This is a genomic window from Sulfurospirillum sp. E15m, from assembly GCF_059415145.1.
In genome coordinates, this window is record NZ_JCAHZS010000001.1 from 1 (window position 1) to 21,245 (window position 21,245).

At 36.4% G+C, this 21,245-nt stretch carries 24 protein-coding genes; 14 read left to right on the top strand and 10 right to left on the bottom strand.

Features of this window, described 5'->3' with window-relative positions; genetic code table 11:
- Positions 1-856, bottom strand: an 856-nt coding sequence (locus AC5SLP_RS00005; protein ID WP_495253080.1) for a cache domain-containing protein, incomplete at its 3' end; no start/stop codon positions are given.
- Positions 857-969: 113 nt separating this feature from the next.
- Between AC5SLP_RS00005 and AC5SLP_RS00010 the strand changes: the two genes are divergently transcribed.
- Together AC5SLP_RS00010 and AC5SLP_RS00015 are read left to right on the top strand one after the other, a co-directional pair.
- Positions 970-2,154 (top strand): MFS transporter, encoded by a 1,185-nt coding sequence (locus AC5SLP_RS00010; RefSeq protein WP_495253081.1) that lies wholly within the window; start codon positions 970-972, stop codon positions 2,152-2,154.
- A gap of 64 nt (positions 2,155-2,218) precedes the next feature.
- The gene (locus tag AC5SLP_RS00015; RefSeq protein WP_495253082.1) at positions 2,219-2,557 is read left to right on the top strand and encodes a hypothetical protein; all 339 of its coding nucleotides are present in this window, start codon (positions 2,219-2,221) and stop codon (positions 2,555-2,557) included.
- Positions 2,558-2,593: 36 nt separating this feature from the next.
- Here the strand turns inward: AC5SLP_RS00015 and AC5SLP_RS00020 are convergent, their stop codons facing one another.
- A complete protein-coding gene (locus tag AC5SLP_RS00020; RefSeq protein WP_495253083.1) occupies positions 2,594-3,229 on the bottom strand; it encodes a class I SAM-dependent methyltransferase in 636 nt (211 codons plus the stop codon).
- A gap of 127 nt (positions 3,230-3,356) precedes the next feature.
- On the opposite strand from AC5SLP_RS00020, the gene AC5SLP_RS00025 reads away from it, so the two are divergent.
- The 7 genes from AC5SLP_RS00025 (at position 3,357) to AC5SLP_RS00055 (ending at position 10,380) form a co-directional block, all read left to right on the top strand.
- On the top strand, positions 3,357-4,517 hold the full coding sequence (locus tag AC5SLP_RS00025; protein ID WP_495253084.1) for an ABC transporter substrate-binding protein: 1,161 nt from the start codon (positions 3,357-3,359) through the stop codon (positions 4,515-4,517).
- Positions 4,510-6,123: an ATP-binding protein gene (locus AC5SLP_RS00030; RefSeq protein ID WP_495253085.1), complete on the top strand. Its 1,614-nt coding sequence runs from the start codon at positions 4,510-4,512 to the stop codon at positions 6,121-6,123. The genes AC5SLP_RS00025 and AC5SLP_RS00030 overlap by 8 nt, the downstream gene beginning before the upstream one ends.
- 1 nt (position 6,124) lies before the next feature.
- On the top strand, positions 6,125-6,784 hold the full coding sequence (locus tag AC5SLP_RS00035) for a response regulator transcription factor (RefSeq protein ID WP_495253086.1): 660 nt from the start codon (positions 6,125-6,127) through the stop codon (positions 6,782-6,784).
- 2 nt (positions 6,785-6,786) lie between these two features.
- Complete coding sequence (locus AC5SLP_RS00040; RefSeq protein WP_495253087.1) at positions 6,787-7,308, top strand: peptidylprolyl isomerase; 522 nt, start codon at positions 6,787-6,789, stop codon at positions 7,306-7,308.
- A gap of 46 nt (positions 7,309-7,354) precedes the next feature.
- Entirely contained in the window at positions 7,355-7,693 is a 339-nt protein-coding gene (locus tag AC5SLP_RS00045) for a P-II family nitrogen regulator (RefSeq protein ID WP_495253088.1), read from the top strand.
- A 97-nt stretch (positions 7,694-7,790) separates the two neighbouring features.
- Positions 7,791-8,975: an ammonium transporter gene (locus tag AC5SLP_RS00050; RefSeq protein WP_495253089.1), complete on the top strand. Its 1,185-nt coding sequence runs from the start codon at positions 7,791-7,793 to the stop codon at positions 8,973-8,975.
- 94 nt (positions 8,976-9,069) lie between these two features.
- Positions 9,070-10,380 carry an adenylate/guanylate cyclase domain-containing protein gene (locus tag AC5SLP_RS00055; RefSeq protein WP_495253090.1) on the top strand — a complete coding sequence of 437 codons (1,311 nt, stop codon included), beginning with the start codon at positions 9,070-9,072 and terminating at the stop codon, positions 10,378-10,380.
- Here the strand turns inward: AC5SLP_RS00055 and AC5SLP_RS00060 are convergent.
- Positions 10,372-11,391 carry an aldo/keto reductase gene (locus tag AC5SLP_RS00060; protein WP_495253091.1) on the bottom strand — a complete coding sequence of 340 codons (1,020 nt, stop codon included), beginning with the start codon at positions 11,389-11,391 and terminating at the stop codon, positions 10,372-10,374. The genes AC5SLP_RS00055 and AC5SLP_RS00060 overlap by 9 nt on opposite strands.
- 90 nt (positions 11,392-11,481) lie before the next feature.
- Here AC5SLP_RS00060 and pyrC point away from each other — a divergent pair, with 90 nt between their 5' ends.
- The 4 genes from pyrC to AC5SLP_RS00080 are packed head-to-tail and all read left to right on the top strand — an operon-like array spanning position 11,482 to position 15,169.
- Positions 11,482-12,489, top strand: a complete 1,008-nt coding sequence (gene pyrC / locus AC5SLP_RS00065) for a dihydroorotase (RefSeq protein ID WP_495253092.1) — start codon at positions 11,482-11,484, stop codon at positions 12,487-12,489.
- Positions 12,479-13,144 (top strand): response regulator transcription factor, encoded by a 666-nt coding sequence (locus tag AC5SLP_RS00070; protein ID WP_495253093.1) that lies wholly within the window; start codon positions 12,479-12,481, stop codon positions 13,142-13,144. Before pyrC ends, AC5SLP_RS00070 begins: the two co-directional genes overlap by 11 nt.
- Entirely contained in the window at positions 13,134-13,982 is an 849-nt protein-coding gene (locus AC5SLP_RS00075) for a sensor histidine kinase (RefSeq protein ID WP_495253094.1), read from the top strand. Before AC5SLP_RS00070 ends, AC5SLP_RS00075 begins: the two co-directional genes overlap by 11 nt.
- Positions 13,983-14,017: 35 nt before the next feature.
- Complete coding sequence (locus tag AC5SLP_RS00080; RefSeq protein ID WP_495253095.1) at positions 14,018-15,169, top strand: PilZ domain-containing protein; 1,152 nt, start codon at positions 14,018-14,020, stop codon at positions 15,167-15,169.
- Between the two features lie 19 nt (positions 15,170-15,188).
- Here the strand turns inward: AC5SLP_RS00080 and AC5SLP_RS00085 are convergent, their stop codons facing one another.
- The 5 genes from AC5SLP_RS00085 to AC5SLP_RS00105 all read right to left on the bottom strand — a co-directional run bounded on the left by AC5SLP_RS00085 (position 15,189) and on the right by AC5SLP_RS00105 (position 18,499).
- A complete protein-coding gene (locus tag AC5SLP_RS00085; protein WP_495253096.1) occupies positions 15,189-16,154 on the bottom strand; it encodes an amino acid ABC transporter permease in 966 nt (321 codons plus the stop codon).
- 3 nt (positions 16,155-16,157) lie between these two features.
- The gene (locus AC5SLP_RS00090; RefSeq protein WP_495253097.1) at positions 16,158-16,958 is read right to left on the bottom strand and encodes a transporter substrate-binding domain-containing protein; all 801 of its coding nucleotides are present in this window, start codon (positions 16,956-16,958) and stop codon (positions 16,158-16,160) included.
- Positions 16,959-16,990: 32 nt separating this feature from the next.
- A complete protein-coding gene (locus AC5SLP_RS00095; protein ID WP_495253098.1) occupies positions 16,991-17,731 on the bottom strand; it encodes an amino acid ABC transporter ATP-binding protein in 741 nt (246 codons plus the stop codon).
- A gap of 90 nt (positions 17,732-17,821) precedes the next feature.
- Positions 17,822-18,124 (bottom strand): cytochrome C, encoded by a 303-nt coding sequence (locus tag AC5SLP_RS00100; protein ID WP_495253099.1) that lies wholly within the window; start codon positions 18,122-18,124, stop codon positions 17,822-17,824.
- Between the two features lie 48 nt (positions 18,125-18,172).
- Positions 18,173-18,499, bottom strand: coding sequence for a c-type cytochrome (locus AC5SLP_RS00105; protein WP_495253100.1), 327 nt, complete (start codon positions 18,497-18,499; stop codon positions 18,173-18,175).
- 181 nt (positions 18,500-18,680) lie between these two features.
- Here AC5SLP_RS00105 and AC5SLP_RS00110 point away from each other — a divergent pair, with 181 nt between their 5' ends.
- Complete coding sequence (locus AC5SLP_RS00110) at positions 18,681-19,589, top strand: DMT family transporter (protein ID WP_495253101.1); 909 nt, start codon at positions 18,681-18,683, stop codon at positions 19,587-19,589.
- An 84-nt stretch (positions 19,590-19,673) separates the two neighbouring features.
- On the opposite strand, the gene AC5SLP_RS00115 is transcribed toward AC5SLP_RS00110, so the two are convergent.
- Both AC5SLP_RS00115 and AC5SLP_RS00120 read right to left on the bottom strand, forming a co-directional pair.
- On the bottom strand, positions 19,674-20,480 hold the full coding sequence (locus tag AC5SLP_RS00115; RefSeq protein ID WP_495253102.1) for a metal ABC transporter permease: 807 nt from the start codon (positions 20,478-20,480) through the stop codon (positions 19,674-19,676).
- A complete protein-coding gene (locus AC5SLP_RS00120; RefSeq protein WP_495253103.1) occupies positions 20,477-21,241 on the bottom strand; it encodes a metal ABC transporter ATP-binding protein in 765 nt (254 codons plus the stop codon). The genes AC5SLP_RS00115 and AC5SLP_RS00120 overlap by 4 nt, the downstream gene beginning before the upstream one ends.
- Positions 21,242-21,245 lie beyond the last annotated feature (4 nt).

Genomic DNA, 21,245 nt, shown 5'->3' on the forward strand with positions numbered 1-21,245 from the left:
TGATTAAGATGCGTACTTTTTCAATAAAGCGGTTGATGCTGTTACTCGCTTGCGCAATTTCATCATTGCCAATAACATCCAATTTTCGTGTTAAGTCCCCATCTCCGCTTGAAAGATTATCGGCTCTTAGGATAAGATCATTCAAAGGTTTAGAAATCGTCTTCTTAATACTCAGAAATGTGGCTCCAAGACTTAAAAGAACCAATGCAAGCGAAATAGATAAAAATGTTTGAATTTGTGAAGCAATATTGTTGCTAATTCTGTTTTCCAAGATATTGACATTTTTTTGAACATTATCAACATAAATACCTGTTCCCATCATCCAATTGTAAGGTGCAAAGGGAACGGCATAAGAGAACTTTGGAAGTGGTTTACCATCCTTTACTTTAGGAAAACTGTACTTTACAAGACCTCCGCCTTTTTTAGCTACTTCAATAAGCTCTTTAATGAGATAGACGCCATTACTATCTTGCAATCCAATGAGATTTTTACCTTCTTGCGCTTTATTCGTCGGGAACAGAACATTGGTACCATCGTATTGATAAATAAAAAAATAACCGCTTTTATCGTCAAAAAAACGTGGGTCATTGAGTTTTTCTAAAATGGTTTCTTTGATTTTGTCATCAGAAACACCTTTTGCTTTTTGGGCTTTATAAATGGATTGCACTGTTTGTTCCATAATATCCATAATGTGTTTGAGTTCATTTTCATGGAATTGGTAAGCACTTTTTTCATACTCTGAGATAAACATTTGGGCATTGTTGTTTGTATTGACATAAGAAATGCCAATAATACAACTACCTAAAACTATCAACGATAGTATGAGCGATATCAAAATTCGCGTTGAAATTTTCATCATCGCCTCCTTATTAGATTTATTAGTTTTAATACATTTTAGCATAAAAAGCGTATTACGAGAGCTAATCATAAAAGAGGTACAATAATACCTTTTAACGTAAAAGGGTAGGAATGAAACAGTATATAGCTTTATTGAAAGGCAATGTAGCTTTAAAACGATTAAGCACCATTCAACTTATTTGTTATTTTGGAGCATGGTTTAGTCATATGGCTATTTTTACATTGTTGATTGAGCTGAATGCGCCTGTTTGGGCACTCAGTACGGCGGCGGCATTTACGTTTTTACCTTCGATGCTTTTAGCTCCTTTTAGTGGCGCGATTATTGACAAAGTGAACACCAAAACATTTATGCTCACTTTAACGGCAATTGAGATTGTGACTGTCTTTGGGTTGCTTTTTATTGATTCATTAAATGCGCTTTGGTGGCTTTTAGCCCTTATTTTTATTCGTATGGGTGTTGGAAGTATCTACTTTCAGACAGAGATGTCACTGTTGCCCAAGCTTTTAGGCAATACTGAGCTTAAAATGGCCAATGAAATTCATTCAATTATTTGGTCTATCTCCTATGCAATGGGAATGGCAATCGCTGGATTTTATATACATTATTTTGGGACAACCAGCGCGTTTATTGCTGATATGTTGCTGTATGGTATCGGATTTTACTTACTTACGGGGTTGAATATTCCTTCTTTAGTGACGCAACATACATTACATGTAAAAGCGATGATTTACAGTGGATTTGCGTATTTAAAAGAAAATTCTAAAATTGTTCATTTGATTTTTTTACATGCGAGTGTTGGATTAACTGCTTATGATGCGTTAATCGCACTTTTGGCAGACCATCAATACAAGCATCTTTTATCCATTCCTTTAGTGATGGGTTTTATCAATGCAACGAGAGCGCTCTCGTTGGTTTTAGGACAATTTATTTTGAGCCGGCATATTAATCCTAAAACACTGTTTTATCTTTTACTTGCACAAGGCCTGAGTATCATGGTTTGGGGCATGTTGCAATTTAATTTTTATATCAGTTTTCTTGGCATTATTTTATGTGGACTCTTTACAACAACATTATGGTCTTATACGTATACTCTCCTGCAGTATGAAACCGATGAGCGGTATTATGGTCGAGTAATCGCCTATAATGACATGGTTTTTATGGGTGTCAGTACCTTAGTGTCATTTATGATTGGTGCGCTGTTTGATTGGGGTATGCCTTTGTGGATGATTACGTGTTTCTTGGGATTTTTATTTATCTTTTTTGCCTTTTATTGGAAATGGATACAAACACTTTAATACTTCACAAACGCTTCACAATTTTCTATTACTATTCTTTCATAAAACGAAGAAGGAGTCCCAAATGAAAATGATAAAAACTGTTTTAGCCTCTATTTTATTGGTTATTAGCGGTGTTACAAGCGCTAATGCAATGGGCGATAGAGAACGGGGTGCTCTTATGGGAGCGGGAGCTGTGCTCTTGTTACCATCCTTAATTGAAGGTGCAGGCAATTTATTTGGTGGAAATCGTGAGAGAACCTATACAACGACAACTTATGTTGAACCAAGACCAACGGTCGTGTATAGAGAGCCTTATGTGCAAGAGAGAGTCATTATTATCGACAATCCACCACCACGATACTATTACCCACCGCGACATCATCACGATTACGATGATAGATATTACCGTTCTTACCGATAAGACCCAAAGTTCAAAAGGAGGTAGCAACACCCATTGCTACCTCTTACGTAAAACCACTATCCGCTTATTATCACACTTTATAATGTCAAATCCACACTTTTCAGCCATCATAGCGATTGTTTTTGGTGTATAAAACGTGATATGTGTATGGTCTCTTTTATACCACCACCCTTCAAAGTGAGATGCGTTGTTTTGATGAAAAAGTGTCATTAGCGCCACAATACCATTCGGGGTTAAAATACGATGAAACAGTGATAATATGCTCAGGGGGTCACTTAAATGCTCAAAAACTTCTGTAGACGTGATAAAATCATAACGGTGTTGCTCAAAACTTGTATCAGGATGATAGAATTTATCGTAACACGTAACTTGAGCACCTCGCCTCATCAAAAGTTCACTCAACACAGGCGTTGGTCCTGAGCCAAAATCAAGACACTTTTTACATGTAATCTCTTCCCAAAAAAAATCTAAAAAATTTTCAAACATCTGTACATATCCCTCATTTTCTAAGGAATTATGATGGTTCCCATAGGCTTTTTTTTCATCGGTTGGTGAAAGATAATAAATAGAGTCAAGACTAATGCATTCGCAGTTTTGGCAATAGTGATACGTTTTTTTTGTCTGTGAATCTTCCCAAGGAATAGTGTCAAAATTACAAATTTTACAGGTCATTTTTTAACTCTCATTTGATTTTTCTGAAAAAATTATTTAAGTAAACAATTTTTTACTAATTAAGCATTTTTATAAAAAATAATTGATATTATATCTGTAAAATATATTTTTATGGATATAAAAACACATGCGTAGACTTATTGGCGTTATGATTCTAGCGTCTCTTCTATTTTTACCTTACTATCTCTCCAATACTAAATTTGAAGGCAATGTGATACGTTTGGGCATGAGTGGTCCTTTTAGTGGTGGATTAAATAGTGTTGGCAATCAGTTTTTATTAGGTGCCGAAATTTACCTACAGAATCTTAATGACCATGGCGGTGTTTTTGGTCGAAAAATTGAAATTATTGCTAAAGATGATCGTTATGAGCCGAAAATTGCTGTTGAAAATGTCCATGATTTGATTGCAAAAGATAAAATTTTTGCCCTTTTTGGCATTATAGGAACACCTATCGCCGAGGCTGTTTTTCCGATTGCCAAAGAAAAACGCATTCCTTTTGTTGGGACATACTCAGGAGCAGAGTTTTTACGAAATCCTCCTAACCCCATCGTTTTAAACGCAAGAGCAAGCGATCTTGATGAAATAGAAAAACTCGTCAAATATTATGCGGAAGACCTTAAATATAAACGATTTGCTCTTTTTTATCAAAATGACGGTTATGGGCGTGCAGGACTCAATGGCGTTAAAACAGCGCTTGCAAAACGTAATTTAGTCTTAGTCGGTGAGGGTAGCTACAAACGAAATACGCTTTCTGTAGGAAATGCATTGTATGAAATTGAACAATGTAATCCTGAAGTTATTTTGATGATAGGCTCTACAAATGCCGTAGCAGAATTTATTAAACGTGCACGTAAAAGTAATAAAATTAGACAAGAAATTCAGTTTGGACTCTCTTCTTTTGTTGAACCTAAACCATTGATTGATATTTTACAAGGAGATGGCAAGGGCATTACCTTTGCTCAAGTTGTTCCTTCACCTTGGACATCAGAAGTCGAAGAAGTCGAAAATTATCGTGTTTTAATGCATAAGTATTATCCCAAAGAAGCGCTTAGCCATGTTTCATTGGAAGGGTATTTTGCGGCGCGTATGATTGTACAAGTTTTTAAAAGTGTAGGTCCGGAATTTACCAAAGAAGAGTTTATTAAAGCTTTGGGCGAGTTTTCAAACACACTGGACGCAAATGCTGTATCAAAAAATAGAGATGAGCGTTGTAAATGTTTACATCGCGTACATTTAAGTGAATATGTGGATGATGATTTTTATTCCGTAGGTCAAAGCAATGAGTAACAGTCCTCTGAGCGATTTTATGGGTAGCATCGATGAGATGACCATCGCGAAAAAGACAACACTTCTTTTTCTCATCATGGTTGTAGGTATGTTATTTATTGGTAGTTTTGCGCATATGAGTATTAATCGTATCAAAAACAATTTCGATATTTTATATACAAAGCGAATGTTGCCTACCATTCGTCTTGAAAATCTAAAAGACATCTATACGGTTAATATCTTAGATACAATTCGCGATATTGAAAAAGGCAGTATTTCGGCAAAAGACGGTAAAGTTGTTATTGTTCTGGCGCAAGAGCTCATCAAAATTGAGCTTAATGAATATAAAAATAGTTTAAGCATTGACGAAAGCGATTGGCTGGTCAAATTAGCGCGTTCATGGGGTTTTATGAAAGAGAGTCGTCCGAGTGCGTTGAATACAAAAGAAGATGACATCTTAACGTCTAAAATAGAACAAAAAATCCATACGATTGATGGTATTTTGCTTAAAATGTTCAGCTATTATGAAACCAGACAAGCCATGAAAGCAATTGATACGTTACAAAATGAACTCTATCCCAGTGTTTATTCGATCAACATTGACTTAACAGGCCTTATCAATATGAACTTAGAAGGGGCAAAGGATGGATATGCTCGAACCGAGATGGTTTATGATAACACGTTTGAGTGGATCGTCGTCGCAACAATTGGGACAATTGCTTTTGCCGCACTTTTAGCGATTGTTTTATTGCAAAATATTCGTTTATTGCATACCAGACTTGCTAAGATGGTTGATGCCAAAACACAAGAACTTCAACAACTCAATCGTAATCTTGAACTAAAAGTCCAGTATGAAGTTGAGCAAAGCCGCCAAAAAGATCAGATTATGTTTCGACAAAGCAGACTGGCTTCTATGGGTGAAATGATTGGAAATATTGCTCATCAATGGCGACAGCCCTTAAATGCGATTGTGTTAATTATTCAAAGTTTTCAGATGAAGCGTATGGCGGGACTTGAATTAAGTGATGAATTTATTGATAAACAGGTCAAAGAAGGAATTGAGCTTGCATCATTGATGTCACATACTATTGATGATTTTCGAAATTTCTTTAAACCTAACCACAATGAAGAACAATTTAGTGTGAAATCATTACTGCACTACACGATCAATCTTGTCAAAGACTACTATAACAAATCGGGAATTGAAATCTTCCTCAATTGTGCACAAGATATTGAAATCAGCGGTTATCCTAATGAATTTTCACAAGTGATTATGAATTTACTTTCAAACGCAAAAGACGCACTTGAAGAAAGAGGTATAGAGCAAAAGTATATAGAAGTCGTTATGAGCAAAGAGGCAGGAAATGCTATCGTCAGCGTTATTGATGATGGCGGTGGAATCAGCGAGGAAGTTTTAGATAGGATGTTCGAACCCTATTTCACAACAAAACATAAATCCTCAGGCACAGGTATTGGACTTTATATGTCCAAACAAATTATTGAAAAGCAAATGCGAGGAACTATCAGTGGCACAAATATCGCGTATACTTTTCAAAACGGCACCTATTTTGAAAAGTGTGCCATCATCACAATTTTAGTACCACTTGATAAAAAAGAGGAGAAGTAAGATGGATTTTAATGGGCTGAAAGACATTGTAGTCTTATATGTAGAAGATGAGAAAACCGTACAGATGCAAACTCAAATGATTCTAAAAGACTTTGTTAAAGAGGTGTATTTAGCATCAAATGGAGTAGAAGGACTCAAAATAGCGCTTGAAAAGCAGGTAGATATTATCGTGACAGATATTTTAATGCCAGAAATGAATGGCATTGAAATGCTCAAAAAACTTAAAAGAGAGCACAATCGCGAGATACCGACGATTATTACAACCGCCTTTACAGAAACAGAATATTTGATGGAAGCGATTGCACTTAAAGTCGATGGTTTTATTATGAAGCCGATTAACGTAAAAGACTTGATTAGCAATATTTATACGGCGATGCTTCCAAAACTCCATAATAAAGAGATTCAAGGATGTTCGTTTATTATTGAAGGATTAGCGGCACTTATTGGTGGCAAAAAAATTGAAATCTTAAAATACATCATCAATCATTTGGATGAAAATAAAATTTTTAATGGTTCATATCAAGATATTATTGACAATATCGGTGTAAGTAAACCAACTGTAGTTCACATGTTCCAACAACTTATTAAAGTAGGTATTTTGGAAAAAGTGAAAAATAAAATGTATCGTTTCCGCAATACAAAACTCATTGGAGATCAATAACCATGAAAAAACTTTTTCTACTTCTTTTAATAGGTGCATGGGCTACACTGTGGGGTGCAAATCAAGTTATTTTTGAAACCAATCAAGGCACAATCGTTTTTACGCTTAACCCCGAAATTGCTCCTAAAGCATGTGAGAATTTTGAAGGGCTCGTTAAAAAGGGCTATTACAATGGGGTTGTGTTTCATCGCATTATAAAAAATTTTATGATTCAAGGTGGTGACCCCACAGGAACAGGACGTGGTGGGGAGTCTATTTTTGGTAAGCCTTTTGAAGATGAATTTAAGCCCAATGTTGTTTTTAATAAGGCGGGTATTTTGGCGATGGCCAATGCTGGAAAAAACACCAACGGAAGTCAATTTTTTATTACAACCGTTCCAACCCCTTGGTTGAATGGTAGGCACACTATTTTTGGTGAAGTAACCGAGGGTATGGATGTTGTTCGAAAATTGGAAAATGTTGCAACCAATGGCAGAGATATGCCCGTTGAAAAACAAGTCATTCTCAAAGCATATTTAAAATAATTTAAGGTAAAATAGTTCCAATTTTGAAAGTTAAGGGGAATATACAATGAAAAAGATCGAAGCAATCATTAAACCATTCAAACTTGAAGAGGTCAAAGATGCTTTAGGAAGCATTGAAATCACAGGTATGACTGTTCATGAAGTTAAAGGTTATGGTAGACAACAAGGACACTCTGAATTGTATCGAGGGGCTGAGTATGTGGTCGATTTTTTACCAAAAATTAAGATTGATATTGTTGTTGCTGATGAAAATGTAGACAAAGTAATTGCAACCATCACAGAAGCCGCAAAGACCGGTAAAATAGGCGATGGAAAGATATTTATTAGTGAAGTTGAACGTATTATTCGTATTAGAACAGGTGAGCAAAACGAAGATGCCATCTAGAAAATAACGTCTAGTGATTAAATTTTAATCACTAGACCACGCTACTTTTTTGTAAAATCATCCGTTACATTTTATTTTATTACAAAGGGCACATGTAATGGATTTATCTCACATTCAATATATTATTGACACTCTCTTTTTGCTTTTTACAGCTGTTTTGATTATCTTAATGGTTCCTGGCTTTGCAATGCTTGAGGCAGGTCTTGTACGTACAAAGAACGTTTCAGCCGTTTTAACAGGGAACGTTTTACTCTATGCCATTACGTCATTTGTTTTTTTACTCTGGGGTTATAATGTTATGTTTGGGGGCACAGGTATCTTTTTACACGGTGTTAGTGTGGAGGGCTACAGTCCTTACGCTTATTTCTTCTTCCAAATGGCGTTTGTGAGTAAAACAGTTTCTATTATGAGCGGTGGTGTGAGTGAGCGAATACGCATCATTCCTTTTATGATTTTTGCCATTTTAATGAGTGGATTGATTTATCCGTTAGTGGGTCATGCCATTTGGGGTGGCGGTTTTTTGAAAGAAGTACACGATTTGGCAGGATGTACGGTTATCCATTCTGTAGGTGGTTGGGCATTATTGGCAGGTATCTTAGTGCTTGGTGCAAGACGTGGGCGCTATGGTAAAGAGGGACAAGTACGTGCGATCCCTGCATCCAATATTCCATTAGTGACGCTTGGTGCGATGTTGCTGTGGATCGGTTGGTTTGGATTTAATGGTGGGAGTGCTTTTCATATTGCTACGGATAAAGATGCAGCAGATTTAGTAGGGCTGATTATTGTTAATACCAATACGGCAGGTCTTGCTGGGGCTATTATTGCAGCTTTAATCGTTTATTTGCAATATCGCAAGCTGGATATTACTATGATTTTAAACGGTGCATTAGGTGGACTTGTTGCTATTACCGCTGGTGCGGATGTCGTAGGATTGTGGGAGCCTATGATCATTGGCGCTGTTGGCGGTGCCTTAGTTGTCTTTGCTATTCCTGTGTTTGATAAACTCCGTATTGATGACCCTGTGGGTGCGCTTTCCGTTCACTTGGTAAATGGTATTTGGGGAACAATTTCCGTCGCTCTTTTTGCAAACTATTCACTGCTCACACAACTTAAAGGTATTGCTTTAACAGGACTTTTCACGTTTCCTGTTTCTTATATTGCCTTTTTAATCATTAAAAAGATGATTGGTCTTAGAAGTGATGAAGAGCATGAATATGTTGGACTTGATTTGGAAGAGTGTGGTTTGGAAGCATATCCAGAGTTCGTGAAATCAAAAGTATAACCTATTAATCCAAAGAAGATTTCTTCTTTGGATGTTTTACATGTAATAATGAAGCTTTGCTATAATGGCTCAAATATTTACCAAAGGCATGTGAGTGATCTATTCATCCCATTCAAAATCATCTTCTTTTATCATTCGGTTTTTTAATGAAATAGCGCTTTATTCAGGTCAATATGCCCTTTTTTATCTTTTTATGCAAATGAGTACACATGATAGCTTTTGGAATAATATGGGGCATGTTGTTCTTCTTGGTGCCTTACTGATTCAAACCAGTGCGTTAGTACAATGGGGTGATAAAATACAATACCGCGTTATGCTCTCTTTTCTCTCTTTAGCGGTTTATTCCTTTTTTGAATGGCGTGAAGATGGGATTGATTCCCTCGTCAATATAGGGCATCTTTTCTTTTGGGTTTCAACTTTACTACTCGTCTCACTCCAATATATATCGTATAAAATGCCAAGAAAAAATGTACGATTTATTGTTGAGTTCTTGGTTTCTAATATTAATATTTTCATTTTCATTTTCATCTACTTCTTTTTTGATTTGAAATTAAAGCTACAAGAAGATTTAGCAGCTGGAGCAATTTCAGCAATGTATGCAAAAGAAGAGTTGTTTATTTGGCGTCTTTTTGATGGTTTTCGTGAGTTTGTCGATGATCCCGCACATGTTTATATTATTTTGGGCGGTATTTTTCTCTCATTTACCATTGCGTACAGTAGAATAAAAATATTACTGCTAACCGAAAAGATTGACGCCTTACTGGTACGTTACATCGGTGAGGAAGCGCGCGATACTTTGGTTGAAAAAAATCTTGATGTCTTTTCTGCAAAAATAAATGTTGCACTCTTGTATGCAGATATTCGCAATTTTACAACGCTCAGTGAAAAACATGATGCTTCTAATGTTGTTGCGATGTTAAACTATTATTATGGGATGTGGCATCAAATCATTAAAAAGCAAGAAGGTACTATCAATAAATTTATTGGAGATGCGTTGCTTGCATATTTTGATCGTGCGAAACAAGATACAAACAATGCCAATAATGCCGTTCAAGCGGCACTAAATATGCGTGCATCATTAGAAACAATCAATCATTGCTTAGAAGAGCAAGGATTACCAAAGTTAGATGGCATCGGCATTGGTATTCATTTTGGTGAAGTGATTTTAGGCGATATTGGAGGAGAGCGCAAAGATTACACATTAATTGGGGATGCAGTGAATACGACAACTCGTTTGGAAGGATTGTGCAAGCAGTTTCACTGTTCTTTAGTGATTAGTGAAGCGTGCTATCTTCTACTGGAAAAAACATTACAGCAACGCTTCATCTATCTCTCTTCGATTGCGCCTAAGGGAAAATCAGAGAAAATTACCTTTTATGGATTAAATGAAGAAGTTTCACCCTAACGGGTATAAAATCTCTTTTTGAACTTTCTCACACTCATTTAATATTTCAGTGCTTAGTTTTATTTCCAGTGCTTTAAAACTCTCTTCAAGTTGTGTTGCATACCGCGCACCAATGATGGTTGAAGCAACAAAATCAAAATGCATACTCCAAGCCACGGCTAATGTCACAGGACTCATATTGTATTTTTTAGCAATTTCTATGTATTTGGCTGTTGCGGCTAAAGATTTGTCATTGACAAAGCGTTTATACATTGCCTTTTGTCTGGCTTCGCCCGCTTGTAAATATTCACCAAATCGACTTTTAGGGTCGATAAAACTTTGATTGTATTTTCCGCTTAGCACACCTCCACCCATAGGAGAATATGGAAGTAAAGAAATTTTTTCTTTGCGACACACTGTTGAGAGTTCATCTAAAAAACGAGGGTTGAGTAACGAAAAGTTATTTTGAATCGATTCAAACCGTGCGAGCTTTTCATACCCTGCGATTGTATTTGATTTTGTGAGTCCATACGCTGTATCGTTGGAAGTACCGATGTAGCGCACTTTACCTGATTTTACCAGCTCATCCATTGCACGCATAGATTCTTCTTTAGGGACAATTTCATCAGGCCAATGGATTTGATATAAGTCGATATAATCTGTCTTAAGGCGTTTTAAACTTCCCTCAACTGCTTTTTGAATATGAAAACGATCAATAGCGGTATACCCATAACGAATGGGTGGTACAAACCAACCACTAGCAGCACCTGCGACTTTAGTCGCTAGAATAATACTTTCCCTAGGTTTTGAAGCGAGCCATTCACTGATAATTGTTTCAGTCAGTCCTGCATAATCTTCACGTGGGGGAACAGGATAAAGCTCTGCCGTATCAAAGAAGTTGATACCTCTATCATAAGCAGAATCAAGAATTTTGAAGGACTCTTTTTTATCACTCCAACTACCAAAACTCATTGTACCCATACAAATAGGTGTTACTCTAAGACCACTTTTACCTATGTAACGATATTCCATCACTGAACCTTTGTTTGTTTTTAATTCTATAGTATAGCATTATCTTTTTGGTGTGGCTTTGATATAATAAAACTAAAAAGGTTTTCTTCTATGACGCATACATTGATTTCTCCCCTAGATATGCACTTGCATTTACGAGACGAAGCGATGCTCAAAGTCGTTGCACCACTGAGTGCATATAGCTTTGCTGGTGGAATCGTTATGCCTAATCTTGTTCCACCTATTTCAACGATAGAAGCTGTTGAAGCATACAAACAAAGAATTCTAGATGCAATGGGCAATAATCTGTTTGATCCTTTAATGACCCTATTTTTTAGAGCCGATTATACAAGAGAATTTTTAGAAAAAGCCGCTTTACATGTAAAAGCATTAAAACTCTATCCTTCAGGCATTACAACCAATTCTGAAGGGGGTGTTTCGAGTATGGATATCGAAACATTAAGACCGGTTTTAGAGGCGATGAGTGATTTGGGGCTTATCTTATGTGTTCATGGAGAAACGAATGGTTTTGTTATGGATCGAGAGAAAGAGTTTGGCTCTATTTATGAAAGCTTAGCTTCGTCATTTCCAAAGCTCAAAATTGTGATGGAACATATCACGACAAAAGAGAGTGTAGCACTTTTAGACCAATACGAAAATCTTTACGCAACCATTACCCTTCACCATCTTTTAATAACCCTTGATGACGTAGCAGGTGGTATGCTGCAACCACATCTTTTTTGCAAACCCATTGCAAAACGTTATGAAGATCGTGATGCACTTTTACATGTAAGTTTGAATGCGCATCCCAAAGTTATGTTTGGTTCTGATTCTGCTCCACATCCTATTCACAAAAAAGAGTGTTGCGGTTGTGCCGCAGGTGTTTTTACCGCACCAATTGCTTTGCAAGCTCTCGTTGAACTGTTTGAAAAACATAACGCATTAGCTTCATTACAAGCGTTTGTGAGTAACAATGCACAAACAATTTATCATTACAAAGCGCCTTATAAAGAGGTTATTTTAGAAAAAATGCCATTTACGGTAACACACAGTTATGCAGACGTTGTTCCTATGTTTGCTAACCAAATTTTACAATGGAGTATCAAGCGTGTCGTATAAACTCTTAATATTAGAAGACAATACTCTTTTGCTCAATACATTAGAAGATTTTCTATCCGGGCATGGTTATGAGTGTATGCTTGTTAAAAACGGCAAAGAGGCTTTGAAACGGTGTTATGAAGGTAAGTTTGATCTTTATCTTCTTGATGTAAAAGTCCCTGATATGAATGGATTTGATTTTTTAAGAGAACTTCGAGCATCAGGTGATTATACGCCAGCCATTTTTGTGACTTCTCTTAATGATCAAGAGAGTTTGACAAAAGGGTTTATGCTTGGAGGCGATGATTATATTAAAAAACCATTTGACCTAGGTGAATTGCTGCTTCGAATCAAGGCTATTTTAACACGTACTAAAGGGATTGTGGATGATTGGTTGGTGATTGACCCGCTTTATAAACTCAATCTTGCTCGCAAACGCCTTTTCTATGGAAGCGAAGAGCTAGATATCCATCTTAAAGACTTTGAGTTGCTGTATTTATTAGTCAAAGAGCGTGGAAAAGTTGTCACGAAAGAGATGATTCATGAAACGCTTTGGAGCAGTTCAGAAGAGATCAATGAGGGATCAATTCGCGTCTATATCAATAATCTTAAAAAGATTTTTGGTAAAGAGAGTATCTCAAATTTACGAGGTATTGGATACCGCTTTGAGAAGTAACGACAAACGTTTTTTTATTCGCGCAATTATTGGCTTTGGCATCACGATTTTAAGCTCAATTGCACTCAGTATTCTTTTATGGGAATCATTCAGTAGTTATCGTTTATGGATAATTCTCTTGTGTATATTTCTTGCATTTAGTATGGGGTACATCGTTGTCTCTTATACGCTTTCTTCATTATTTCGAACCAATCGTTTTTTAGATATCTTGCTCAAAGACACCTTACATGAACTCAATATTCCACTCTCTGTCATTAAAGCAAACTTGCAAATGCTGCAAATTGATGAACATGACACAAAAAAGCAAAAACGTTTAGAGCGTATCGCTTTAGCCAGTGATGATTTATATGCACTTTATAAAGAGGTAGATTATTACATCAAAAAAGAGATTCACGAAGATGTGAAAGAGCATTTCTTTTTAGATGATTTAATTCAACATGTGATTAATAAGCAAAAAGAGATTGTGCATGAGGTTGATATCCACATGGACGTTTTACATGTAGAACTGTTTGGTGATAAACATGGATTCAGTAAGGTTCTTTCAAATCTTCTACATAACGCAATTAAATACAACCATAATCACCGTCCGATTCATATAGTTTTGCATGAAAATTATTTGAGCATCAAAGACCAAGGAATAGGAATGAGTGAGGCTGAGCTCTTCTTGGCGTTTGATCGTTACTATCAAGCAGATACAACCAAAGAAGGGTATGGTATTGGATTGAGTCTTGTAAAGGCATATTGCGACGAATCTAAAATTTTTATGCGTATCAATTCACAAAAAAATGAAGGAACGGAAGTCATATTAGATATTGCACGGCTCATACCCAAAACATGATATAATAGAAAACTAAACCATTAGGGATATGTCTTATGGAAAGAGAAAGTGCTTCGAAGCAAGATAAAGAGAATTTTTTAGTTAATTCTTCACTTTTTTTGAAAGAGTTTGAAAAACCTTTCGCGGACTATTTTGCAAGTTTATGTGTGAGTTATGATAGTGCTATTGATAAAGAAGAAGCAAAAAGCATCGCTTTATCAATTTATCAGTGCCTTTTTAAATGCGAGAGTGATATTGGTGATTTAAAAGAAGATATTTTCATTCGTATGCGCCAAGATGGTGTTATGATAGGCTTTTTAATCAATCGCAGTATGTTTTTTCTCATGGAAGAGTATTTGGTTTTCGCCAGAAAACATGACCTCTCTCCTCAACTTGAGCTTTTAATTGAATGTATTAGTCGCTTTATTAATTTACTCGAAAGTGATATCACGCCTAAAGTCTCACAATCAACAGCAGCCTTTGATGTTAGCTTTAGTGATGATGTCCTCTTTACTCCGAATAACAATATTATTGATGTTTTTGCAAAAATGCAAGAAAACCATCAAAATATCATTTTTCTTAATCTTTACAAGGGTGTTCCAATAAGTTCAGAAGCATCTGTTGTTGAAATAGATGGAGAAAATGTTACTTTTAAAATCGACCAACTTCAAGAAATTGCAATGAAGCTTGATGGACAAGCCTTTATTGTCAAAAACGAGTATTTTTCCAAACATCTTAAAGCCGATATTGTTTACAGTAATTTCCAAAATGGTACAGTCGTTTTAACCAACTTTATTTATCTTCTTAATATGCCTGCATTGCAACGAGAATTTATTCGCGTTCATCCAGATATCATTGCGAAAGTCTTTTTACATCAGTTTGGAAATCTTCAAACCAGTGGCAGATTGTATGATTTGTCAATGAATGGTTTAGGTGTCGTGAGCAATGAAAATAATGGTGTTTTTGTAGGAGCAAAAGTTTTAATCGAGTTTGAACTAAACAGTCCGTCTGTTCCGAGTCATGGTGATAAAAAGATAGAAGTTCAAGGCGAGGTAATCAATATCATCGAGTACAATGATTCATTTCGATATTGCATGCGTATCTTTCCTAATCGCGCTATGAGCGAGAAAATTTTACACTACATTACGTTGCGAGAAAAAGAAATTTTAGAAGACTTACATACGGAGTTAAAAGAGTATATTGTGTGATGGTATATAAGCAAAAAGCTTACATACCACCTTGTTTTTTCATACGAGTTTCGATTTTGTGTCCAAGAGCGGTTAGTGTAAATGTAATTGCAAAATAGACCGCTGCAATAATGAGCCATGTTTCAAAAGGGGAGAACGTATTAGCCACGATTTCACGCCCGACTTTCGTTAAATCTGTAATGGAAATAACGGAAACTAAAGAAGAGTCTTTTACAAGAGCAATCATTTCACCTACCAATGTCGGTAATGCACGTTTAAGTGCTTGAGGCATAATGATATAAATCATGGTTTGTGGATAATTCATACCAAGCGATTTAGCCGCTTCATATTGTCCTTTGTCAATAGACTGAATAGCACCACGCAAGACTTCAGCTATATAAGCTCCAAAAAAGAGCCCTAATGAGACCGCACCCGCTAGAAAACGTTCTAATTCAAAAATAGTTGCGATAATAAAATAAAAAATAAAGATTTGAACAAGAAGAGGGGTTCCTCTTATGATAGCAATATAAACTGTTGCAATATCTTTTAAAAACTGGAAACTAGAGATACGCATAAAGGCTAATAATGAGCCAATACCAAAAGCTAAAATAGCAGCAAGACCTGAAATCTCAAGGGTCACAAATAGACCTTGAATTAATGGTCCTAATTTCATATAGGTTTTAAATGCAACAGGATCATTTTCATAGACACTATCGCCATCGTGTACTTTTAGATTATAGCCTTTTTCAAGAGCTATTTCTTTACTATCGCTACTTCCTTGTACAATAATCTTGTCACCCTGAATTTGAATTGTTCCATCAAGAGGCGACGTGATCGTCTCTGTTTTTTCATAGGCAAAATATTGTGGTACGCTGGTCCACTTCCAAATATAATTCATATGTGAAGCAGCCATAAACAGTAAATATCCGACTGTCAGATAAAAAGCAACGGCCACAAAGTGACCGAATGCTTTATTGTGTAAAAGTGGTAATTTTTCTTTAGCCACTGCTTACATTACCTTTTTTTGCCAAGATGTTTCATTGAACCATCTGTCATAAATTTTTTGGTATGTACCATCATGTTGTGTTTGGTTCAAGAAGTTGTTAATCCAGTTAAGAAAATCTGGGTCACCTTTACGAACAGCAAAACCAAGAGGTTCATAAGTAAGTTCATCACTCATGTGGACCAATTTACCAGCACCTTTTTCTGCATAGAAAATAGCATTGTATGGTTTATCATAAACCATTGCATCTGCATTGCCGTTAAGGACTTCTTGTGCTGCATCTGCTTCTGTTTCAAACGTTCTAATTTTAGCTTTTTTAAACATTTTACGCGTAGCGATTTCACCAGTAACACCAATTTTAGTGACGATAGTATATTCTGGTTTATCTAAATCATTCCATTTTTTACCCGCATGTTTTTTAGCTGCTAAAACGGTTTGTCCTACACTAATGTAAGGGTTTGCAAAATTGATTTTGAGGTTTCTCTCTTGCGTAATGGTCATACCAGACATGATGATGTCATATTTGCCTGTTAGAAGACCTGCAATAATACCATCCCATGCTGTTGGAACAAGCTTAAGCTTGACACCCATGGCTTTTGCCATTTCGTTTGCTAAATCAACATCAAAACCGATGATGTTTCCTTGTTTGTCTTTCATCTCAAAAGGCATATAACCAGGCTCTAAACCAACGGTTAATTCTCCTTTTTGTAAGATGCTGTTGAGTGTAGATTTTTGCCAAAGGTTGATGTCATCAGCCATAGCATTCAACCCTAGCATTATAAGTAATGCAGCGAGAATTTTTTTCATTGTTGCTCCTTAAGGAATTTGATATCTTTATTTTAGTGCGTTAAGACTTCTTGTAAAAACTTCTGAGCGCGCTCCGTTGCTGGATTGGCAAAAAAAGCTTCGGGACTTGCTTCTTCGATAATGGTCCCTTCATCCATAAAAATGATGCGATCACTCACTTCTTTTGCAAAGCCCATCTCATGGGTTACGCAAACAATAGTAAAGTTTTCATGCGCAAGTTCGCGCATAACATCCAAAACACCGCCAATCATTTCAGGATCAAGGGCGCTTGTTGGTTCATCAAATAAAATAATTTTAGGCTTCATTGCAAGCGTTCGCGCAATTGCAACACGTTGTTTCTGCCCACCGCTAAGCTCATTAGGATAGCCTTCTGCTTTGTGAACTAACCCAACGCGCTCCAAAAGCTTAAGAGCCATTTCATTCGCGTCATGTTTTGTAGTGTTTTTTACTTTGCGTTGAGCAATCGTGATATTTTCTAAAATAGTTAAATGAGGGAAAAGATTAAAATGTTGAAAAACCATACCTGTTTCTGCACGAATTTGATTAATATCAACTTTTTTTTCATAGAGGTTAAACCCATCAACAAAGATATCACCGCTATCAATTTCTTCGAGTCTATTGATACAACGGATTAGCGTAGATTTACCGCTACCACTGGGTCCACAAATGACAACGATTTCACCTTCGGTAACGGAAAAATTAATATTTTTTAAAACATGAAAATCGCCGTAATATTTATCGACATTTTCCATGCGCACAATAGCTTGACTCATTCAAACCTTTCTTGGATTTATGTGGCGTGAACCATAATTGTAGCAGTAGAATATAAAAGTAAGATAAAGCCAAAATCTCTCTAAAAAGCTCTAATTACAAGAGGGAACATTACCGCTATCGCTTGCAAATGAACTTAAAAAGTGGTAGAGATTTGTTAAGTCTTTTGGGTCTGTTATATCAGGAGCTTTTGGACAGAAAACTTTGATAGCAAGACTTAATTGGTTTTTGTCGTAAAAGCTTTTCCATTCACTCACTGTATGCTTTTTCCCCATAACATCTCCATTAAAGCCGCAGATATTTTTGAGATTATGGGCATAAAAGATTTTTCCTTTAACCGTGCTTGCCATTAATGTAGAGGGCAACATCGTAAGAGCCACAACTGTGGCTGTCATTATAAAAAAGGCCTTTTTCATTGGTGTATCCCTTGGAGAGAGAAATGTCTATTTTGGAAGTTTTGAAATGTAATTAACAACGTCTGTGATATCTTGCATACTCATGTTTTTTACTTGCTTTGACATTACTAAAGAGGTGCTGTGTGTTTTGAATTCGCTTTCACGATAAAATTTGATACTTTCTAAAAGTTCTTCAGTACTTTGCCCTGCAATAATGCCACTTTTCCCAAAAGCTTTGTTGTGTCCATCCGCACCATGACACCCTGCACACTGTTTAAATAATGTTTCGCCCCGATTTGTGGATGGTTCTTGTGCATAGATTAGAGAACTTAATATAAGAAGTGTTGGAAATGAGGCTATTATCATACGAAACATTAAAACCCTCCAATATTAAATGAGTATAAAAATATTTTACTAACTTTGGATTATAGCATGTTATTCTTGCATTGATAAATAAAAATTTTCCTTTTTGGTTCAATTTTCAATTTTTAATCGCTATATTTTCACATTTCATTGTGCTACAATTTCGACTCTATCATTTTCTAAAGGTTTAAGTGTGATCAATTATAGATTTAAAGAGATTGGAGCAGACTTTTTATTGCTTCTTGTTGCTGTTGCTTGGGGCAGTACGTTTGTTGTTGTTCAAACAGCGGTAGATGAAACCCCCGTATATACATTTTTGTTTTGGAGATTTTTCTTTGCAGGTATATTGATGGCACTTATCTCATTCAAACAGTTCAAAAATTTTAACAAAGAGGTTTTAAAAGCAGGTGTTTTACTGGGGCTCTTTATGTTCTTGGGGTATGCTTTTCAGACATTTGCATTAACCTATACATACTCTTCCACGGTAGGGTTTATTACAGGATTGAGTGTGATTATTGTGCCTTTTGGTTCTTATCTTATTTTTAAACACAAGGCATCCTTTTTCTCCGTTGCAGGAGCATTAACGGCTGCTATTGGGCTTTATTTTTTAACGCTTAACAGTGAAATTGGATTTTCATGGGGCGAACTCTATGCCTTTATTTGTGCCATTATGTTTGCTTTACACATCGTCTGTACAGGACATCTTTCAAGGAAACATAACATCTATCTGCTTGTGACTTTACAGTTTTTAACCGTTTCTTTTTGCTCTTTCCTTGGTGGTATGATAAGCGAGGGCAGTATTGTACCTCCCCTATTAGATGGTGTTTTTGTGAATGCGATTGCCATTACTGTCATTTTCGCAACCATTTTTGCTTTTTGGGTACAAACGGCGATGCAACGATTTACAACGGCAGCTAAAACAGCCATTATATTTACAATGGAGCCCGTGAGTGCGGGTATATTTGGGTATTTATTTGCTAATGAAATGTTGAGTTTTTCACAACTGTGTGGTGCAGGGCTAATCTTAGGTGGAATGTTGATTGCAGAAGTTGGGTCATATGCTTATGTGTGGTATAAACAACGCGTAAGTCTCTCTTCATAAGGTTCTGAACGATAGGCATCTCGCTTTTTAGCTAAAGCTAACCTTTTTTTGAGATAGAAGACTTTTTGCTGTTTTGCACGAAGTCTAATGTTTGATAAAGCGCATGGCTGCAAACTGAATGAAAAAAGCAGACGTTGCTACTAAAATGATGGCGGCACCTGCACTCAGATTGAGATAGTACGACAATAAAAGTCCAATAAAACAAAAAACAACCGATAAAAGACTAGAGACAATCATCATCCCCTGAATAGACGTTGTGAGCTTTTCTGCCATATAAGGCGGAATGGTTAAAAGGGCTATGACTAAAATGAGACCAACTGCTCGAATACTCATCACAACGCTTAATGCTATCATTAAAATGAGCAGTGTGTACAGTAACGTTGTATTCACACCTCTTAATTTTGCAAATTGAGCATCAAAACTCATCGCAATCAGTTGTTTGTAATTGAACAAAACAAATGCTAAAACCATAACAAAAATAAAACCCATATATAAAAGGTCATCGCCAGAAACTGACAAGATAGCGCCAAAAAGGTAACTCATCAAATCAACATTGTAGCCGGGCGTTAAATCGGTCATAATGATGCCAAATGCCATACCAAATGCCCATAATACGCCAATGAGTGAGTCAAGCCTTGCATTGTTTTTATGGGTTAAGTAAGCGATGATACCCCCTAAAAAAAGTGCAAATAATGAGGCACCCAATAAAGGAGCAATGCCTAAATAAAGAGCTAAGCCTATGCCCCCATACGAACCGTGAGCAATACCTCCTGCTATAAATACCATGCGATTGATGACGATGAGCGAGCCGATAATACCGCATATCAAACTAACAAGGATAGAGGCAATCGCAGCATGTTGCATAAATTCGAAGGACAAAATCTCAATCAAAGTTTCTCTTTAGGATGAATATGGTTGCACTGGGTTGCGCTGATGAGTTCAATCTCACATAAATGTTCTCTAGGCTTTTCAAATGCCCGCAAATTATGTGGGTTAGGAACATCATGGATAAAGAGTGATTTATGGACATGAACCACTTTGGTTGCATAGTTGAGTGCGACGTTAATATCATGACTAATGACAACGATACCGACATGGCGATTGAGGGTTTTAAGGAGTTTGAAAATATCTATTTGACCAGCAGTATCAATACTGGCTGTCGGTTCATCTAAAAAGATAATTTGCGCGTCACATGCCAAAGCACGTGCAATAAAAACACGTTGCCGTTGTCCGCCAGAAAGCGCATTGATTTTAGATGTTTCAAATCCTTGCATTCCCACGCGTTTAAGAGCATCTTGCGCAATGGTCTTATCTTCTGCTGTATAGTGTGAAAATTTTTTTGATGGAGTCAGCCTTCCCATGAGGACAACGTCAATGACACGGATAGGAAAATCTTTATTGCCTAGAGTGTCTTGAGGGACATAAGCAATTTTATGGCTGACATGTAATGGATTTTCACCAAATAAATGCACAGAACCATGAGAGGGTTCTAAAAGCCCTATCATGATTTTTAGGAGAGTACTTTTTCCGCCACCATTAGGACCAATGATGGCGAGAAATTCATTTTTATCGTACGTAAGGTTAATGTCCTCTAGGACATTTGTACCGTCATATTGAAAAGAAAGATTAGTTATTTCAAGGTCATGTTGCATAGCG

What these genes read in the sequence shown, in the direction of transcription:
- AC5SLP_RS00010 (WP_495253081.1), top strand. Translation starts at nt 970, where the DNA reads ATGAAACAGTATATAGCTTTATTGAAAGGCAATGTAGCTTTAAAACGA.
- AC5SLP_RS00015 (WP_495253082.1), top strand. Translation starts at nt 2,219, where the DNA reads ATGAAAATGATAAAAACTGTTTTAGCCTCTATTTTATTGGTTATTAGC.
- AC5SLP_RS00020 (WP_495253083.1), bottom strand. Translation starts at nt 3,229, where the DNA reads ATGACCTGTAAAATTTGTAATTTTGACACTATTCCTTGGGAAGATTCA.
- AC5SLP_RS00025 (WP_495253084.1), top strand. Translation starts at nt 3,357, where the DNA reads ATGCGTAGACTTATTGGCGTTATGATTCTAGCGTCTCTTCTATTTTTA.
- AC5SLP_RS00030 (WP_495253085.1), top strand. Translation starts at nt 4,510, where the DNA reads ATGAGTAACAGTCCTCTGAGCGATTTTATGGGTAGCATCGATGAGATG.
- AC5SLP_RS00035 (WP_495253086.1), top strand. Translation starts at nt 6,125, where the DNA reads ATGGATTTTAATGGGCTGAAAGACATTGTAGTCTTATATGTAGAAGAT.
- AC5SLP_RS00040 (WP_495253087.1), top strand. Translation starts at nt 6,787, where the DNA reads ATGAAAAAACTTTTTCTACTTCTTTTAATAGGTGCATGGGCTACACTG.
- AC5SLP_RS00045 (WP_495253088.1), top strand. Translation starts at nt 7,355, where the DNA reads ATGAAAAAGATCGAAGCAATCATTAAACCATTCAAACTTGAAGAGGTC.
- AC5SLP_RS00050 (WP_495253089.1), top strand. Translation starts at nt 7,791, where the DNA reads ATGGATTTATCTCACATTCAATATATTATTGACACTCTCTTTTTGCTT.
- AC5SLP_RS00060 (WP_495253091.1), bottom strand. Translation starts at nt 11,391, where the DNA reads ATGGAATATCGTTACATAGGTAAAAGTGGTCTTAGAGTAACACCTATT.
- pyrC (WP_495253092.1), top strand. Translation starts at nt 11,482, where the DNA reads ATGACGCATACATTGATTTCTCCCCTAGATATGCACTTGCATTTACGA.
- AC5SLP_RS00080 (WP_495253095.1), top strand. Translation starts at nt 14,018, where the DNA reads ATGGAAAGAGAAAGTGCTTCGAAGCAAGATAAAGAGAATTTTTTAGTT.
- AC5SLP_RS00090 (WP_495253097.1), bottom strand. Translation starts at nt 16,958, where the DNA reads ATGAAAAAAATTCTCGCTGCATTACTTATAATGCTAGGGTTGAATGCT.
- AC5SLP_RS00095 (WP_495253098.1), bottom strand. Translation starts at nt 17,731, where the DNA reads ATGAGTCAAGCTATTGTGCGCATGGAAAATGTCGATAAATATTACGGC.
- AC5SLP_RS00100 (WP_495253099.1), bottom strand. Translation starts at nt 18,124, where the DNA reads ATGACAGCCACAGTTGTGGCTCTTACGATGTTGCCCTCTACATTAATG.
- AC5SLP_RS00105 (WP_495253100.1), bottom strand. Translation starts at nt 18,499, where the DNA reads ATGTTTCGTATGATAATAGCCTCATTTCCAACACTTCTTATATTAAGT.
- AC5SLP_RS00120 (WP_495253103.1), bottom strand. Translation starts at nt 21,241, where the DNA reads ATGCAACATGACCTTGAAATAACTAATCTTTCTTTTCAATATGACGGT.